General features: G+C 71.5%; 13 protein-coding genes. 11 read left to right on the forward strand and 2 right to left on the reverse strand.

Annotation, left to right across the window (positions count from 1 at the left end; translation table 11 throughout):
- The first annotated feature begins 71 nt into the window (after positions 1 to 71).
- The 5 genes from OG927_RS23330 (at position 72) to OG927_RS23350 (ending at position 6,211) form a co-directional block, all read left to right on the forward strand.
- Positions 72 to 1,928, forward strand: coding sequence for an acetolactate synthase large subunit (locus OG927_RS23330; RefSeq protein WP_079099437.1), 1,857 nt, complete (start codon positions 72 to 74; stop codon positions 1,926 to 1,928).
- Between the two features lie 21 nt (positions 1,929 to 1,949).
- On the forward strand, positions 1,950 to 2,477 hold the full coding sequence (gene ilvN, locus OG927_RS23335; RefSeq protein WP_056794595.1) for an acetolactate synthase small subunit: 528 nt from the start codon (positions 1,950 to 1,952) through the stop codon (positions 2,475 to 2,477).
- Positions 2,478 to 2,608: 131 nt separating this feature from the next.
- Positions 2,609 to 3,610 (forward strand): ketol-acid reductoisomerase, encoded by a 1,002-nt coding sequence (ilvC, locus tag OG927_RS23340; protein WP_056794597.1) that lies wholly within the window; start codon positions 2,609 to 2,611, stop codon positions 3,608 to 3,610.
- Positions 3,611 to 3,898: 288 nt separating this feature from the next.
- On the forward strand, positions 3,899 to 5,491 hold the full coding sequence (serA, locus tag OG927_RS23345) for a phosphoglycerate dehydrogenase (protein ID WP_056794598.1): 1,593 nt from the start codon (positions 3,899 to 3,901) through the stop codon (positions 5,489 to 5,491).
- A gap of 150 nt (positions 5,492 to 5,641) precedes the next feature.
- Positions 5,642 to 6,211, forward strand: coding sequence for a hypothetical protein (locus tag OG927_RS23350; RefSeq protein WP_330320724.1), 570 nt, complete (start codon positions 5,642 to 5,644; stop codon positions 6,209 to 6,211).
- Between the two features lie 174 nt (positions 6,212 to 6,385).
- Here the strand turns inward: OG927_RS23350 and OG927_RS23355 are convergent, their stop codons facing one another.
- Positions 6,386 to 7,555, reverse strand: coding sequence for a PucR family transcriptional regulator (locus tag OG927_RS23355; RefSeq protein ID WP_330320725.1), 1,170 nt, complete (start codon positions 7,553 to 7,555; stop codon positions 6,386 to 6,388).
- A gap of 180 nt (positions 7,556 to 7,735) precedes the next feature.
- Here OG927_RS23355 and OG927_RS23360 point away from each other — a divergent pair, with 180 nt between their 5' ends.
- Together OG927_RS23360 and pruA are read left to right on the forward strand one after the other, a co-directional pair.
- On the forward strand, positions 7,736 to 8,662 hold the full coding sequence (locus OG927_RS23360) for a proline dehydrogenase family protein (protein WP_056794605.1): 927 nt from the start codon (positions 7,736 to 7,738) through the stop codon (positions 8,660 to 8,662).
- Between the two features lie 57 nt (positions 8,663 to 8,719).
- Positions 8,720 to 10,351 (forward strand): L-glutamate gamma-semialdehyde dehydrogenase, encoded by a 1,632-nt coding sequence (gene pruA, locus OG927_RS23365; protein WP_056794607.1) that lies wholly within the window; start codon positions 8,720 to 8,722, stop codon positions 10,349 to 10,351.
- Between the two features lie 148 nt (positions 10,352 to 10,499).
- Here the strand turns inward: pruA and OG927_RS23370 are convergent, their stop codons facing one another.
- Positions 10,500 to 12,791 carry an exo-beta-d-1,3/1,6-glucosidase gene (locus tag OG927_RS23370; RefSeq protein WP_319100803.1) on the reverse strand — a complete coding sequence of 764 codons (2,292 nt, stop codon included), beginning with the start codon at positions 12,789 to 12,791 and terminating at the stop codon, positions 10,500 to 10,502.
- A 160-nt stretch (positions 12,792 to 12,951) separates the two neighbouring features.
- Between OG927_RS23370 and OG927_RS23375 the strand changes: the two genes are divergently transcribed.
- From OG927_RS23375 to OG927_RS23390, 4 genes are all read left to right on the forward strand, one after another.
- On the forward strand, positions 12,952 to 13,551 hold the full coding sequence (locus OG927_RS23375; protein WP_056794611.1) for a TetR/AcrR family transcriptional regulator: 600 nt from the start codon (positions 12,952 to 12,954) through the stop codon (positions 13,549 to 13,551).
- Positions 13,552 to 14,109: 558 nt separating this feature from the next.
- Entirely contained in the window at positions 14,110 to 14,580 is a 471-nt protein-coding gene (locus tag OG927_RS23380; protein ID WP_319100827.1) for a hypothetical protein, read from the forward strand.
- Positions 14,580 to 15,971, forward strand: a complete 1,392-nt coding sequence (locus OG927_RS23385; RefSeq protein ID WP_245376694.1) for a hypothetical protein — start codon at positions 14,580 to 14,582, stop codon at positions 15,969 to 15,971. The genes OG927_RS23380 and OG927_RS23385 overlap by 1 nt, the downstream gene beginning before the upstream one ends.
- Complete coding sequence (locus OG927_RS23390; protein ID WP_056794618.1) at positions 15,968 to 17,410, forward strand: vWA domain-containing protein; 1,443 nt, start codon at positions 15,968 to 15,970, stop codon at positions 17,408 to 17,410. The genes OG927_RS23385 and OG927_RS23390 overlap by 4 nt, the downstream gene beginning before the upstream one ends.
- Positions 17,411 to 17,419: the final 9 nt, after the last annotated feature.

Here is a 17,419-nt window from a genome sequence, read left to right on the forward strand (position 1 = left end):
GTTTTTTGTTGCACCAGCAACACCCAAAACCCCACAAACACCCCGCATAAACCCTCAGCTTCGAGAAGAGAATGCCGATGACCGAGCAGGCCACCGGGGCCCAGCACCCGCAGCCGCGGGCCCGTAACGGCGGACCGTCCTCCGCCTCCGTTGAGCACCTCACGGGCGCGCAGTCCCTCATCCGCTCTCTCGAGGAAGTCGGCGCCGACACCGTATTCGGCCTTCCCGGTGGTTGCATCCTGCCGGCGTACGACCCGCTGATGGACTCCACCCGGGTCCGCCACATCCTGGTCCGCCACGAGCAGGGCGCCGGTCACGCCGCCACCGGATACGCCCAGGCCACCGGCAAGGTCGGGGTCTGCATGGTCACCTCGGGTCCCGGCGCCACCAACCTGGTCACCCCGATCGCCGACGCGGCGATGGACTCGGTGCCGATGGTCGCGATCACCGGCCAGGTGGCCTCCGCCGCCATCGGTACGGACGCCTTCCAGGAAGCCGACATCTGCGGCATCACGATGCCGATCACGAAGCACAACTTCCTGGTCACCCGTGCCGAGGACATCGCGCACACCATCGCCGAGGCCTTCCACATCGCCTCCACCGGCCGGCCGGGTCCGGTCCTGGTCGACATCGCCAAGGACGCGCTGCAGGCGAAGACGACCTTCAGCTGGCCGCCGTCGATGGACCTGCCCGGCTACCGCCCGGTCACCAAGCCGCACGCCAAGCAGATCCGCGAGGCGGCCAAGCTCATCACCCAGGCCAAGCGCCCGGTGCTGTACGTCGGCGGCGGTGTCATGAAGGCCGGCGCCACCGCGGAGCTGAAGGTCCTGGCAGAGCTCACCGGAGCGCCCGTCACCACCACGCTGATGGCGCTCGGCTCCTTCCCCGACAGCCACCCGCTGCACGTGGGAATGCCCGGCATGCACGGTTCGGTCACCGCCGTCACCGCGCTGCAGAAGGCCGACCTGATCGTCGCGCTCGGAGCCAGGTTCGACGACCGCGTCACCGGCAAGCTGGACAGCTTCGCCCCGTACGCCAAGATCGTGCACGCCGACATCGACCCGGCCGAGATCGGCAAGAACCGTGCCGCGGACGTGCCGATCGTCGGTGACGCGCGCGAGGTCGTCGCCGACCTCGTCCAGGCGGTCCAGGCCGAGCACACCGACGGCAACACCGGCGACTACGACGCCTGGTGGAAGGACCTCAACCGCTGGCGCGAGACCTATCCGGTCGGCTACGACCTGCCGGAGGACGGCAGCCTCTCGCCGCAGCAGGTCATCGAGCGCATCGGTGAACTCGCCCCGGAGGGCACGATCTTCGCCGCCGGCGTCGGCCAGCACCAGATGTGGGCCTCGCACTTCATCAAGTACGAGCAGCCGTCCACCTGGCTGAACTCCGGCGGTGCCGGGACGATGGGATACGCGGTGCCGGCCGCCATGGGCGCCAAGGCCGGCATGCCGGACCGCGCGGTCTGGGCGATCGACGGCGACGGCTGCTTCCAGATGACCAACCAGGAACTCACCACCTGCGCGCTCAACAACATCCCGATCAAGGTCGCGATCATCAACAACGGCGCGCTCGGGATGGTCCGCCAGTGGCAGACCCTCTTCTACAACCAGCGGTACTCCAACACCGTGCTGCACTCCGGCGCGGACACGGACGGCGCCCCGGCGAAGGGCACCCGGGTGCCGGACTTCGTCAAGCTGTCCGAGGCCATGGGCTGCCACGCGATCCGCTGCGAGGACCCGGCCGACCTGGACAAGGTCATCGCCGAGGCCAACGCGGTCAACGACCGCCCGGTCGTCATCGACTTCATCGTCCACGAGGACGCCATGGTGTGGCCGATGGTCGCCGCCGGCACCTCCAACGACGAGGTCATGGCAGCCCGCGGTGTCCGCCCCGACTTCGGCGACAACGAAGACGACTGAGAGACAGAGAGAGACAGACTGATGTCCAGCAAGCACACGCTCTCCGTCCTGGTCGAGAACAAGCCGGGTGTCCTCGCCCGGATCACGGCCCTGTTCTCCCGGCGCGGTTTCAACATCGACTCGCTCGCGGTCGGTACGACCGAGCACCCCGACATCTCCCGCATCACCATCGTCGTGAATGTCGAGGGTCTGCCCCTGGAGCAGGTGACCAAGCAGCTCAACAAGCTGGTCAACGTTCTGAAGATCGTCGAACTCGAGCCGTCCGCTGCGATCCAGCGGGAGCTCGTCCTGGTGAAGGTCCGCGCGGACAACGAGACCCGCTCCCAGATCGTCGAGATCGTCCAGCTGTTCCGTGCCAAGACCGTGGACGTCTCCCCGGAGGCCGTCACGATCGAGGCCACCGGAGGTGCCGACAAGCTGGAAGCCATGCTCAAGATGCTGGAGCAGTTCGGCATCAAGGAGCTCGTCCAGTCCGGCACGATCGCCATAGGGCGCGGCGCGCGCTCGATCACCGACCGTTCCCTGCGCGCGCTCGACCGCACCGCGTAAACCGTTCCGGGCGGCACCGGGTCCGGTCCGCCGGACCGGACCCGACCGCTCGCATCGCGAGACCCGACAACGTATCGACGCACCCCGCCGTACGGTGGGACGCAACACCTGCACACCAAGGAGAAGACCCAGTGGCCGAGCTGTTCTACGACGACGATGCCGACCTGTCCATCATCCAGGGCCGCAAGGTCGCGGTCCTCGGATACGGCAGCCAGGGCCACGCCCACGCGCTGTCGCTGCGCGACTCGGGTGTCGACGTCCGTGTCGGTCTGCACGAGGGTTCGAAGTCCAAGGCCAAGGCCGAGGAGCAGGGCCTGCGCGTGGTGACCCCGGCCGAGGCGTCCGCCGAGGCCGACGTCATCATGATCCTCGTCCCGGACCCGATCCAGGCCCAGGTCTACGAGGAGTCCGTCAAGGACAACCTCAAGGACGGCGACGCGCTGTTCTTCGGCCACGGCCTGAACATCCGCTTCGACTTCATCAAGCCGCCGGCCAACGTCGACGTCTGCATGGTCGCCCCGAAGGGCCCGGGCCACCTCGTCCGCCGCCAGTACGAGGAGGGCCGCGGCGTCCCGTGCATCGTGGCCGTCGAGCAGGACGCCACCGGCAAGGGCCTGGAGCTCGCCCTCAGTTACGCGAAGGGCATCGGCGGCACCCGCGCCGGCGTCATCAAGACGACCTTCACCGAGGAGACCGAGACCGACCTGTTCGGTGAGCAGGCCGTCCTCTGCGGTGGCACCGCCGCCCTGGTCAAGGCCGGCTTCGAGACGCTGACCGAGGCCGGTTACCAGCCGGAGATCGCGTACTTCGAGTGCCTCCACGAGCTGAAGCTCATCGTCGACCTCATGTACGAGGGCGGCCTGGAGAAGATGCGCTGGTCCATCTCGGAGACCGCCGAGTGGGGCGACTACGTCACCGGCCCCCGGATCATCACGGACGCCACCAAGGCCGAGATGAAGAAGATTCTCGCCGAGATCCAGGACGGCACCTTCGCCAAGAACTGGATGGCTGAATACCACAACGGTCTGCCCAAGTACAACGAGTACAAGAAGGCCGACAGCGACCACCTGCTGGAGACCACCGGCAAGGAGCTGCGCAAGCTCATGAGCTGGGTCGACAACGACGACGCCTGATTCCTGCCGGGGGCGGGTCCGCACGGATCCGCCCCCGGGCCGGCCTCACACCCCGTGTCACTGCGGGGAGAGCCGGTGGCGGGAACGGCACCGTACGTTCGTACAGACCGTCCACCCCGTGCGGGTGATCCTTCCACTGGAGCGCTCTACGCGCCCGGTCGCATGACTACACTGCTCAACACATATACGCGTCAGGGCCCACAGTGTCGTGCGTCTCCACGCGGCTAGCCCCTCCACCGCCTGCGGCCGTCGGGACGGCCGTCCGCACTGGACTTGTGAGGACAACACGTGAGCTCGAAACCTGTCGTACTCATCGCTGAAGAGCTGTCGCCCGCCACGGTCGACGCTCTGGGTCCGGATTTCGAGATCCGGCACTGCAACGGCGCGGACCGCGCCGCGCTCCTCCCCGCGATCGCCGATGTCGACGCCATCCTGGTGCGCTCCGCCACCAAGGTCGACGCCGAGGCCATCGCCGCCGCGAAGAAGCTCAGGGTCGTCGCCCGGGCCGGCGTCGGCCTGGACAACGTCGACGTCTCCTCGGCCACCAAGGCCGGCGTGATGGTCGTCAACGCGCCGACGTCCAACATCGTCACCGCGGCCGAGCTCGCCTGCGGTCTGCTCGTCGCCACCGCGCGCAACATCCCGCAGGCCAACACCGCCCTGAAGAACGGCGAGTGGAAGCGCTCCAAGTACACGGGTGTGGAGCTCAGCGAGAAGACGCTCGGCGTCGTCGGCCTCGGCCGCATCGGCGTGCTGGTCGCCCAGCGCATGTCGGCCTTCGGCATGAAGATCGTCGCGTACGACCCCTACGTGCAGCCCGCGCGCGCCGCGCAGATGGGTGTCAAGCTCCTCACGCTGGACGAGCTGCTCGAGGTCTCCGACTTCATCACGGTGCACCTCCCCAAGACCCCCGAGACGCTGGGCCTGATCGGCGACGAGGCCCTGCACAAGGTGAAGCCCTCGGTGCGGATCGTCAACGCCGCCCGCGGCGGCATCGTCGACGAGGAGGCGCTGGCCTCCGCCCTCAAGGAGGGCCGCGTCGCCGGAGCGGGTCTGGACGTGTACACGAAGGAGCCCTGCACGGACTCCCCGCTGTTCCAGTTCGACCAGGTGGTCTGCACCCCGCACCTCGGTGCCTCCACCGACGAGGCGCAGGAGAAGGCGGGCATCGCGGTCGCCAGGTCCGTACGTCTCGCCCTCGCCGGTGAGCTCGTGCCCGACGCGGTCAACGTCCAGGGCGGTGTCATCGCCGAGGACGTCCGTCCCGGACTGCCGCTCGCCGAGAAGCTCGGCCGGATCTTCACCGCGCTCGCGGGCGAGGTCGCGGCCCGGCTCGACGTCGAGGTCTACGGCGAGATCACCCAGCACGACGTGAAGGTGCTCGAACTCTCCGCGCTCAAGGGCGTCTTCGAGGACGTCGTCGACGAGACGGTGTCGTACGTCAACGCCCCGCTCTTCGCGCAGGAGCGCGGTGTCGAGGTCCGCCTCACCACCAGCTCCGAGTCGCCGGACCACCGCAACGTGGTGACCGTCCGCGGCACGCTGTCCAGCGGCGAGGAGGTCGCGGTCTCCGGCACCCTGGCCGGCCCCAAGAACCTCCAGAAGATCGTCGGCATCGGCGAGTACGACGTCGACCTGGCGCTCGCCGACCACATGGTCGTCCTGCGCTACGAGGACCGTCCGGGCGTCGTCGGCGCCGTCGGCAAGATCCTGGGCGAGGCCGGCCTGAACATCGCGGGCATGCAGGTCTCGCGGCAGGACGCGGGCGGCGAGGCGCTGGTCGTCCTCACCGTCGACGACACCATCCCGCAGTCGGTGCTGACCGAGATCGCCGAGGAGATCGGCGCCGTCTCGGCCCGTTCGGTGAACCTCACCGACTGACCCACCGCTGAGCGGCGGGCGCACCCGGCAGCGCGGTCACTGGTCCGCACTGCCGGGTGCGCCGCTGTCCGGGTACGGACCCCGGCGCGGCCGGGGCCGCGATAGGGTCGGCCTCCGGTACGGGGGCGACGGCCGACGGGGGGCTGGACGGTGGAGACCGGTGCGATTCTCATCGCGTTGATCGGCGTCTGCGGAACGCTGGCCGCCACCTGGCTGACCCAGCGCAGCGCCGACCGCGTCAAGCGGCGGGAGTTGGAGCACGCCGAGCGGCAGCGTCGCGCAGAGCACGAGGAGCGTTCCCGGGAGGCGGCGCTCGAAGCCCGCAGGGCCGGTTACGTGGTGCTGAACACGACGGCCCGCCAGTACTTCACCGCCCTGCGCGACCGGGTCCACGCGCTGCGGCGAGGCACCTGGCCGGAGCCGGGCAGGGACGAGGTGGAGGAGTGCCGCACCGCCTATCTGGAGTCGTACGCGGAGGCCCAGATGATCGTCCCCGACCCCCTGCTCGAGGTGGCCCGGCGGACCAACGCGGCTCTGAGCTCCGCGTACGGGATGCTCAAGACGAAGCAGAGCGGAACGGCGGGGGAGGGCGAGGCGCTGGACGTCATAGGCGCCCGGATCGACGACGCCCGGGGTCCGCTCCACGAGCTGCGCGAGGCGATGCGGCGGGATCTGCGCGTCACCGGCAGCGCGGCTCCGGCCACCCGTGAGCGCGCCTGAGGAGCGGGCCCGCTTCCGCGCGAGCCCGCGCCACCTCCCCACAGGGCCCGTCCGGCCGGCCCCGGCACAGCGGGCACGTCCTCATGGCCGGCCCCGGCAGGTCCCGCACAGCGACAGACGGACCCGGCAGGGCCCGCACATTCGGGGCCCGCGCCCTGCAGAGTGCGCACCGGATCACAGCCGGGCCGACTTCAGCGCCATGTGCAGCAGCAGCCGGTCCTCACCGTCGTTCAGGTCGAGTCCGGTGAGCTGCTGGACCCGGGTCAGCCGGTAGTAGAGCGTCTGGCGGTGGATGCCCAACGCGGCCGCCGCCCGGCTCGCCTGGCCCGCGCAGTCGAGGAACACCTCGGCGGTGCGGGCCAGTTCGGCGTGCGGCGGGTTGAGCAGGGTGGCCACCGTGTGGTCCGGCGCGGTTCCCGGGTGCCGGGGCAGCGACGCCAGCAGCCGGTACGGGCCGATGGCCGGCCAGCCGGCGACGGGACCGAAGCGGGACTCCGCCGCCGCGGCGCGGGCCGCGGACCGGGCCTCGTGCCAGGAGTCGGCCAGCTCCGTCAGGCCCCGGCGGGCGACCGCGACGCCGGCGGTGGCGGCGGGACCCGCTGCCGCGCGCAGCCGGTCCGCGGCCGTCGTCGCCGGGTCCAGGGCGTCGGGGGAGCGCAGCCTGACGAGCGCGGCCAGCGAGGGCGCTCCCGTCCCCGGGCCCGCACCGGCTCCCGTCCCCGCCCCCATGACCGTGGCGAGGGCCGCTGCCGAGGGCACCGTACGCGCCGACGGTGTCTCCTCCGGCCACGGCGTCACGCACACCACCGTGTGCAGTCCCTCCGCGTCCGGGCCGAGAGCCTCGCTCAGGGCGGCGACGGCCATGTCGTGCTGCCAGCCCCGGCCGGCGGCGAGCACCGCGCCGAACTCGCGGGACAGGTCCGCGCCCGCCCGCGCCTCGTCGGAGAGGAGCGCACCGATCCGCGCCGCGACCTCCATCGCCGCCGTCAGTCGCGCGTCGGTGGGTGCCGGATCCGCGTCCAGCAGCCATACGTACCCGAGGACGACACCCCGATGGCGTACCGGCAGGCAGATCCGGCTGCGGAACACCCCGGCCTCCGGAGCGGCCGGGATGTGGACCGGGCCGGTCGCGCGGGTGATGCCGAAGCCCTCGAACCAGGCGCGGACGGCCGGGGTGGAGCGCCGGGTGAGGATCGAGCGCGTACGGACGGGGTCCATGGCCGTGTCGTCGTCGCTGTCGTGGGCCCCGAAGGCGACCAGGCCGAAATCCCGGTCCTCCAGGGTGGCCGGGGCGCCGAGCAGCGCGGAGATCTCGTCGACCAGCTCCTGGTAATCGCCCTTCACCCGGCCATTCTCGCACCCCTTCAGACATATGTCTGAGGTGGCGGCCACAGATGCGTGACAGGTGTCGATGGCACAGGATCGGATGGATCCCTAGATTTCACGGTGGTTCTCCGTGCCGTCCCGGTCTGTTCGTGTGCATACCGATACGGCCCCCGTTCGTACATTCCGTGGAGGTGCCCCGTGCTGGGTCCCGTGATTCTCGCCGCGTCCCGCAGCGACAAGATGCGTCGTTTCGTCTCGGCCGCCCCGGGCACCAAGCAGGTCGTCGACCGGTTCATCGCCGGTGAGACGGTCGACCAGGTCATCCGGATCGTGCAGGACTCGGCCGACCAGGGCCTCGAGGTCACCCTGGACGTCGTGGGTGAGGACATCACCACCCCCGAGCAGGCCGCGGCGGCCCGTGACGCCTACCTGGAGCTGATCGGCCACCTCGCGGACCTCGGTCTGGGCACCGGCGCCGAGATGTCGGTGAAGCTGTCGATGTTCGGCCAGTCCCTCGACGACGGCCACGAGCTGGCGCTCGCCAACATCCGCCCGGTGGTCGAGGCGGCGGCCGCGATCGGCACCACCGTCACGCTGGACGCCGAGGACCACACCACCCTCGACTCGATGTTCGCCATCCACGAGGAGCTGCGGAAGGACTTCCCGCAGACCGGCTGTGTGATCCAGGCCTACCTGTTCCGCACCGAGGACGACGCCCGCCGCCTCGCCGCGGCCGGCAGCCGGGTCCGCCTGGTGAAGGGCGCGTACAAGGAGCCCGCCTCCGTCGCGTACCAGCAGAAGCCCGAGATCGACAAGGCCTTCGTCCGGATCCTGAAGATCCTGATGCTGGGCGAGGGCTACCCGATGATCGGCTCCCACGACCCGCGGCTCATCGCCATCGGCCAGGAGCTCGCCCACCAGGCCGGGCGCAAACTGGACGAGTACGAGTTCCAGATGCTGTACGGCATCCGCAGCGACGAGCAGATCCGCCTCGCGGCCGAGGGCCACCGGATGCGCGTCTACACGGCGTACGGCACCGACTGGTACGGCTACTTCATGCGCCGCCTCGCGGAGAAGCCGGCCAACCTGCTGTTCTTCGCCCGCTCCATCCTCACCAAGGGCTGAACCAAGGGCTGACCCGCCCGGCCGACCACCCACCCCAACCAAGGAGACAAGGCACTCATGGACGCTGTGACCCAGGTCCCCGCGCCGGTCAACGAGCCGGTCCACTCCTACGCCCCGGGTTCCCCCGAGCGGGCCCGCCTGGAGGCGAAGCTCAAGGAGCTCGCCGAGAACCCGATCGACCTGCCGATGACCATCGGCGGCGAGAAGCGGATGGGTGGCGGCGAGCGCTTCGACGTCGTGCAGCCCCACAACCACAAGGCCGTCATCGGCACGTTCGCCGGTGCCACGGAGGCCGACGCGCAGGACGCGATCGACGCCGCCCTCGCCGCCGCCCCGGCCTGGCGCGCGATGTCCTTCGACGACCGCGCCGCGATCATCCTGCGCGCCGCCGAGCTGCTGGCCGGCCCCTGGCGCGAGACGCTGGCCGCGTCCACGATGCTCGGCCAGTCGAAGACCGCCCAGCAGGCCGAGATCGACTGTCCCTGCGAGCTCGTCGACTTCTGGCGCTTCAACGTGCACTACGCGCGCCAGATCCTCGCCGAGCAGCCCCCGGCGAACTCTCCCGGCGTGTGGAACCGTATGGACCACCGTCCGCTGGAGGGCTTCGTCTACGCGATCACGCCGTTCAACTTCACGGCCATCGCGGGCAACCTGCCCACCGCGCCCGCCCTCATGGGCAACGTCGTGGTGTGGAAGCCGTCCCCGACGCAGACCCACGCCGCCGTGCTGCTGATGCAGCTCCTGGAGGAGGCCGGTCTGCCCAAGGGCGTCATCAACCTGGTGACGGGCGACGGCAAGGCGGTCTCCGAGGTGGCGCTGAACCACCGCGACCTGGCCGGCATCCACTTCACCGGCTCGACCCCCACCTTCCAGCACCTGTGGAAGACGGTCGGCAACAACATCGCCAACTACCGCACCTACCCGCGGCTCGTCGGCGAGACCGGTGGCAAGGACTTCGTCGTCGCGCACCCGAGCGCCGACCGCGCCGTGCTGAAGACCGCCCTGACCCGTGGTTCCTTCGAGTACCAGGGCCAGAAGTGCTCCGCCTCGTCCCGGGCGTACGTCCCGGCCTCCCTCTGGAACTCCGGCTTCAAGGAGGAGTTCGCTGCCGAGGTCGACTCCATCACCCAGGGCGACGTCACCGACCTGTCGCACTTCATCGGCGCCGTCATCGACGAGCGTTCCTTCGCGAAGAACAAGGCCGCGATCGACCGCGCCCAGGCCGACCCGTCCTGCACGATCGTCGCGGGTGGCACGTACGACGACTCCGTCGGCTACTTCGTCCGCCCGACCGTCATCGTGTGCGACGACCCGGCCAACGAGGTCTTCACCACCGAGTACTTCGGCCCGATCCTCGCCGTCCACGTCTACGAGGACGAGAAGTACGACGCCATGCTGGAGCAGATGGAGTCGGTCTCCGACTACGCGCTGACCGGTGCGGTCATCGCCAACGACCGTGCGGCGGCCGCGTACACGATGGACAAGCTCCGCTACGCCGCGGGCAACTTCTACATCAACGACAAGTCGACCGGTGCCGTCGTCGGCCAGCAGCCCTTCGGTGGCGGCCGGGCCTCGGGCACCAACGACAAGGCGGGCGCCCCGCAGAACCTGCAGCGCTGGACGCTGACCCGCGCCATCAAGGAGACGCTGGTCCCGCCGACCGACTACACCTACCCCCACCAGGGCTGACGCCCTCCGGGGCGCCGTACACCGGCGCCCCGCCCCGCGCACCGCCTCCCGACCGGCTCCCCCCGCCGGCCGGGAGGCGGTTTCCACTTCCGGGTACCGTGCCGAGGGCGGGGAGGCACGGCGCGTCGCGGGCTGAGCCCCGCGGGGCTCAGCCCTTCACGGTGAAGCCCGCCCGCAGCAGGGCGTCGTCGCGCGAGGACGGGCCGACGAGCAGCTCGAAGTCGCCCGGCTCCACGACGCGGAGGCCCTCGGCGTCCACCAGCGTGCACGCCCCGACGGGCAGCTCCACCAGGACCTCGCGCGCCTCCCCCGGAGCGAGCGTCACCTGCTGATACGCCTTCAGCTCCTTCTCGGCCCAGGTCACGGACGTCACCGTGTCGCTGATGTACACCTGCACGGTCTCCCGCACGGGCCTGGACCCGGTGTTGCGGACCGTGACGCGTGCACGCAGCGTGTCGGCCGTCCCGACGCTCGTCGTGAGCACCTCCAGGTCCGCGTACGCGACCGTCGTGTAGCTCAGCCCCTCGCCGAACACGAACGCAGGACGCTGGGTGAGGTCGGCGTACCGGGTGCCGTGCTGGCCGCGGATCTGGTTGTAGTACGTCGGCTGCTGGCCCGCGTGCCGGGCGAAGGAGACCGGCAGCCGCCCCGACGGCTCGACGAGCCCGAGCAGTACCTCGGCCACGGCACGTCCGCCCTGCATGCCCGGGTTGAAGGCGTGCACGATCGCCGCGGCGCCCAGCACGGACGGCGGCAGGACCAGCGGCTTCGAACTGATGACCACGACGACGAGAGGCTTGCCCGTGGCGGCCAGCGCGTCGAGCAGCGCGACCTGGTCGCCGACGAGTTCCAGGGTCGCGGTGGAGCGTCCCTCGCCGACGAGTTCGATGCGGTCGCCCACGACGGCGACCACGTGGTCGGCGGCCTCGGCGGCGGCGACCGCCTCACGGATCAGGGCCTCGTCGGGCTCCGCCGGCACGACGACCTCGGGGCGCGGCTGCCCGTCGGGGAAGAACTCCCCCTCCGGGTCGGGCCCCACGGTGAGGATCCGGGCGCCCCGCGCGTACGAGACGGTCCACTCGGCCGGGGCGTGGGCGCGGAAGCCGTCGAGCACCGTACGGATCATCGGGCGCGGGTGGCCGTCCGGCAGCCAGTCGGCCTGGCCCGAGGAACCGGCCCAGTCGCCGAGCTGGGTCTGCGCGTCGTCGGCGTTGGGCCCGACGACGGCGACCGTGCGCGGCGCCGGGACGGGGCCGGAGAGGGCGCGTCCGTCGGCGCCCGCCTCGAAGCCGCCGGCCAGCGGCAGGGTGCCGTCGTTGGTGAGCAGGACCAGGGAGCGGCGGGCCGCCTCCAGATTGAGCACGGCGTGCCCCGCGCTGCCGATGACCTCCGCCTGCCGCGCGGCGTCGGGATGGCGCGGATCCTCGAACAGGCCCAGCTCGAACTTCAGCGTCAGGACGCGCCGGACCGCCGCGTCGATCTCCGCCTCGCCGAGGGTGCCCTGCTCCACCGCCCGCTGCGCGCCCTCGAAGAACTTCGGCGTGGTCATCACCATGTCGTTGCCCGCGCGGACCGCCGCGGCGGCGGCCTGGGTGTGGTCGGCGTAGATCCGCTGCTCCCACACCATGCGGCCGACGTTGTCCCAGTCCGTGACCAGGGTGCCGGTGTAGCCCCACTCGCCGCGCAGCACCTCGTTCAGCAGCCAGTTGTTCACGGTGACGGGGACGCCGTCCATGGACTGGTAGCCGAGCATGAACGTACGGCAGCCCTCACGGGCGACCCGCTCGAACGGGGGGAGGAACCAGGAGCGCAGCTTGCGCCGGGAGATGTCGGCCTCGCTCGCGTCACGGCCGCCCTGCGTCTCGGAGTAGCCCGCGAAGTGCTTGGCGCACGCCAGGACCGCCGTCGGGTCGGCCAGACCGTCGCCCTGGTAGCCGCGGACCATCGCCGAGGCGAGCTCGCCGATCAGGAAGGGGTCCTCGCCGAACGTCTCGCTGACCCTGCCCCAGCGCAGGTCGCGGGTGATGCAGAGGACGGGGGAGAACGTCCAGTGGACACCGGTCGCGGCGACCTCGACGGCCGTCGCCCTGGCGATGCGCTCCACGAGCTCCGGGTCCCAGGTGGCGGCCATGCCGAGCTGCGTGGGGTAGATGGTCGCCCCCTCCCAGAAGGAGTGCCCGTGGATGCAGTCCTCCGCGACCAGCAGGGGGATGCGCAGGCGCGTCCGCTCGGTGAGGGCCGCCGCTTCGAGGACGCGTTCGGGCGAGGCGTGCAGGATCGAACCCACGTGCAGGTCCTCGATGAGGTGCCGTACCCCGTCCTTGGCGTTCAGCTGGAGCATCTGGCCGGTCTTCTCGGCCAGGGTCATGCGGCCGAGGAGGTCGTCGACCCGGTCGGCGACGGGCAGCGCGGGGTCGAGGTAGGGCAGGGAGGGGGCCACGGGGGGTCCTTTCGCGACACGGTTCGGGTCCACCTTAGGGTCAATACCGACCACCTGGTAAGTATCTCTCGCGGGCCCCGGACCCCGTGTGCGAATCTGATCACCGACGACGGCTGACTCGGCAGCCGGCTGCCGACAGGACCGGGGGAGGGAGTGGCGCGTGACCGCCGAAGCGCAGCGTGGCTACGCGAAGGGCCGGGCGAAGCGACGCGAGATCCTCGACCAGGCCATGTCGCTGTTCGGCGAGGCCGGCTACCGGGGTGCCTCGTTGCGCGTGATCGCGACCCGGTGCGGCATGTCGCACCCCGGCCTGCTGCACCACTTCCCCACCAAGGAGTCCTTGCTGCTCGCCGTGCTCGAACACCGTGACGAGGCGGACGGCGCATGGCTGTCGGTGGGCGGCACCACGGGCGTCGACCGGCTGCGCCGGTTCGCCGAGCTGGCCGCGCTGAACGCCACGCGCCGGGGGATCGTCGAGCTGTTCACCGTGGTCTCCGCCGAGGCCACCGCTGCCGACCACCCGGCGCACGCGTACTTCGTGCGGCGCTACCGCGATTCCGTCTCCGGCGCCGGGCTCGCCTACCTCCAGGCGTGCGACGAGGGCGCACTGCGGGACGGCATCGATCCCGAGGCGGCGGGGCAGCAGCTGATCGCCCTGATGGACGGGCTCCAGGTGCAGTGGCTGCTCGCCGACTGTGCGACGGACATGGCGGGCGTGCTGCGCGCCCACATCCAGGCACAGCTCACCGTGCGGCTCTGAACGCGACTGCGCGAGCGACCGGTCCACCGGTGAGGCGACCTCCGACTCCGGCGTGAGCGGAGGTACTTCACCGCGCACCGCTGGACGCCTCCCTGCTCCTGCCGCACGCCGCAGCACGCCGCCGCGCCCCGCTGCACGCCTCCCTGCTCCTGCCGCACGCCGCCGTGCGCCACCGCACACCACGTGCGCTGCTGAACGCCCGCGCACCCCCGCGCAGTTCAGCGTCCGGTGACAAGCGGCATCCGCGCACGCCGTGCCCGGCGGGTATTCGCAGGTCCGTCGCGCGGTGCCGGGCGGGCACCCGCGGCACCACCGCGCGCGGTGCCGGGGCGGGCGCCCCCAGGCCGCCGGACGGCGTGGGCGCGGGCCTTCGCGCGGGTCACGGTGCCGCACGGGTCCGTATGCCAACCGCCCCCGCCCCGCCCCGGCGCCCGTGGTTGTCAGTGGTCGCCATTAGGTTCAGTGGTGTCCCGCCGACGTGGTGAGGACGCCCCCCCGGTGTGCATTGGAGATGGCGCGTTGTCGGATTCAGATTGGGAGCGGTCGAGCACGGTACGGGTGGTGGCGCCCGCACGACCGCGCAAGCTCGCCAAGGTCCCGTTCGTCGAGCTGGCCGACGGACGCCTGCAGGGTGTGGTGTCCAGCGGCTCCGACATCGAGCGGGTCTACGTCTCGTCGGTCGTCGCCGGTACCTACGCCTTCGCGTGCAGCACCAACAACAACCGTCCCTGCGGCGGCGCCAGGGGCTCGTTCTGCAACCACATACGGGCCCTGATCACCGAAGCGGTGCTGCAGTACGGCGCCGAGCGCGTCGCCCGCTACCTGAGGGTCGAGAGCGCGGACGGCGAGCCGAGCGCACAGACCATCACCGGCGGCATGAGCAGCACCCGGCCGTCGCAGGGGGACACCACGGCCGCCGCGCCCGTCTTCAGCAGGTTCCTGCGCCACCTCGCCTACCTGGAGCTGGCACCGACCACCGCGCCGCTGCCCGAGATGCAGTGGTTCCCGCCGAGCAGGGCGGTGGCGTGATGCGCGCCGATCTGCTGGCCGGACCCGTCCCCGGGCTCGACGAGGCCCTGGCCGCCGTCGACGCCTTCGACCGGACCCTCGTCGAGGGCCTGTCGCGTCCCCGGCCCGAGCTGTCCGCCGGCCCGGCCGGGCTCGCACGCGCCGTCGCGGGCAGCCCGCTGGCCGACAGGGTCGCCGAGGCGGCCGGGAAGGCCGTGGCGGGAGCGGCGGGCGAGGACCACTTCGTGGCCCTGGCCGCCGCCCGGACCGCCCTGCTCGGATCCGTCCACGACGCCCTGACCACGCGCGTCGGGGAGGCGACCGGACGGCCCCGCGGCGAGGAGACCGTCCCGCACCCCGGTGGGGGGCAGGCGGCCAACCTGCACCTCGCCGCCCGCTCCTGGCTGGCCGACCTGGCCCGCTCCGGGTGGCAGGGCATCGACCACGACCTGGTCTCCGGCGCGGCGCCGGTCGTCTCCGCGATGCTTCCGGACCCGGCCATGCGCCGCCTGGCGACGCTCCTGGACGGCTTCGCGGTGGAGCTGGCAGCGTCCTGCCCGGGCGCTTCACTCGAACGCGTACCGGCACGCCGTTGGGCGGACCTGTGGTCGCGCGGGATGCTGCTCACCCTGCCCGGGGCCGCCGCCCTGCCCCTGTCCGGCACGGCCACCGGCAGGCTCCTGCCCCTCGGTGTCGACCTGCAGGAGCACGCGACCGCCGTACAGGCCCAGGTCCACGCCGTGTTCGAGCCCGCGGACGGGACCGCGCCCCGTCTCGTGCGGGCGGGCGTGTCCGTGCCGAAGCCCGACACGGTCGTCGGGGCCGGGCTCTGGCAGCTGCTCCGCCCCCACATGTCACTGCTGGCCGCGGTCGGCGACGGGTGCTCGATGGACCTCACCGACATGCCGGTCACCGCCGACGGGGACCTGGTCTGGGACGACGGGCAGGCCCGCCGGGGCGACCCCGCCGACGCGTTCGCCACCGCCCGCGTCGCCCTGCCCGCCGCCACCGACGCCGCGACCGTGCCCCTCGACCGGCACCCGGCGCGCATCGCCGTCCCCGTGTTCCTGGAGGGCTACGAGGCAGGGACCGACGACGACGGCACACTGACGTTCACCGTCGCCGGTCACGCGCTTCCTGTCGACACCGACCGGATCCCGGCCGCCGGACCCCTCACCCCCGAGGCGGTCGCTGCCTCCGGTGCCTGCATCGCGCTGCTCCGCTGGGACGCCGGGACGTATCGCGTCCAGCCGCTCGCCGTGGAGCGGACCGTACGGAAGAAGGCCGTCGCGCTGCACGCCGGCGGATGGGCCGGAGGCACGGCCGACAAGGCGGGCGTCCGGGCCGAGAAGGCCGCCACCGACGCCGTGGCCGTGCTGCGGGAGCGGGCAGGGAGGCTGCTGCGGAAATGACGGACCACACGACCGGATCCCAGCCGGTGCCCCCGGCCGAGGCCCCGCAGGACGCCGGGCCCGACCACCACGACAACCGCCGCCAGGTCCTCTACTGGCGCCTCCTCGCCCGCCTCTTCGACCCGGAGGAGCAGGCCACCCTCGAATCGGCGAGCCTGGCCGTCGTCGACGACATCGGCCTGCCGTCCGCGCTGCTGGACCCGCAGGCCTCGGTCGACTCCGTCGTGCAACGCCACCCGGAGCTGGCCGACGAGTTCGACGGCCTGATGGCGCCCGGTCCCGAGACCGATCCCGCCGGCGCCTCCCGCGACCGGGCCGCCGAAGTACGGCGCGCGGCTCTGGCGTCGAAGGTGCTGCTCAACGTCTTCGCCTCCGGCTCCGGCACGGTCACCGCCGGACAGCTGGCGCGCTGGCAGTCCGACGCGGGATGGCTGGAGCGCGCGCTCGGCTGCACCCCCGGCCAACTGCGGGGCGGGCGGACCGGGCCGGGCGTCGGCCCGACGGGCACCGGGGGCCGCGGCGCGACCCCCGACCTCGGCCGGCTGATCCCTGCGATCGGCCCCGCGCTGGGCGCGCTGGAGGCCGACCTCGTCAAGCGCATGCACCTGCGCGAAGTGCTGGCCGACCCCCGACTGGCCGCACAGCTCACCCCGAGCATGTCGCTGATCGAGCAGCTGCTGCGCGACAAGAACAACCTCTCCGGCGTGGCCCTCGCCAACGCCAAGGCCCTGATCCGCCGCTTCGTGGACGACATCGCCGAAGTGCTGCGCACCCAGGTGGAGAAGTCCACGGTGGGAGCCCTGGACCGCTCGGTCCCGCCCAAGCGGGTGTTCCGCAACCTCGACATCGACCGCACGATCTGGAAGAACCTCGTCAACTGGAGCCCGGAGGAGGAGCGGCTGTACGTCGACCGCCTCTACTACCGGCACACCGCCCGCCGCACGACACCCCAGCGGCTGATCGTCGTCGTGGACCAGTCGGGCTCGATGGTCGACTCGATGGTGAACTGCACCATCCTGGCCTCGATCTTCGCCGGGCTCCCCAAGGTGGACGTCCACCTGATCGCGTACGACACCCAGGCGCTCGACCTCACACCCTGGGTGCACGACCCCTTCGAGACCCTGCTGCGCACCAACCTCGGCGGCGGCACCGACGGAACGGTCGCCATGGCGCTGGCCCAGCCGAAGATCGCCGAGCCGCGCAACACCGTCGTCGTATGGATATCCGACTTCTACGAGTGGCAGACGGAACCGCTGTTCGAAAGCATGGCGGCCATTCACCGCTCGGGTGCCAAATTCATCCCGGTCGGCTCGGTGACCAGCTCCGGCCGCGGCGTCGTCAATCCGTGGTTCCGGGAACGGTTCAAGGATCTCGGCACGCCGGTGCTCTCCGGCCACATCCGCAAGCTCGTCCACGAGCTCAAGACGTTCCTCGCCTAGAAAGGCCCT

The sequence above is a fragment of the Streptomyces clavifer genome (assembly GCF_036345975.1).
Classification (GTDB): Bacteria; Actinomycetota; Actinomycetes; order Streptomycetales; family Streptomycetaceae; genus Streptomyces; species Streptomyces clavifer.

Coding starts and splice junctions, on each gene's coding strand:
- OG927_RS23330 (WP_079099437.1), top strand. CDS start 72: ATGCCGATGACCGAGCAGGCCACCGGGGCCCAGCACCCGCAGCCGCGG.
- ilvN (WP_056794595.1), top strand. CDS start 1,950: ATGTCCAGCAAGCACACGCTCTCCGTCCTGGTCGAGAACAAGCCGGGT.
- pruA (WP_056794607.1), top strand. CDS start 8,720: ATGGACGCTGTGACCCAGGTCCCCGCGCCGGTCAACGAGCCGGTCCAC.
- OG927_RS23385 (WP_245376694.1), top strand. CDS start 14,580: ATGCGCGCCGATCTGCTGGCCGGACCCGTCCCCGGGCTCGACGAGGCC.
- OG927_RS23390 (WP_056794618.1), top strand. CDS start 15,968: ATGACGGACCACACGACCGGATCCCAGCCGGTGCCCCCGGCCGAGGCC.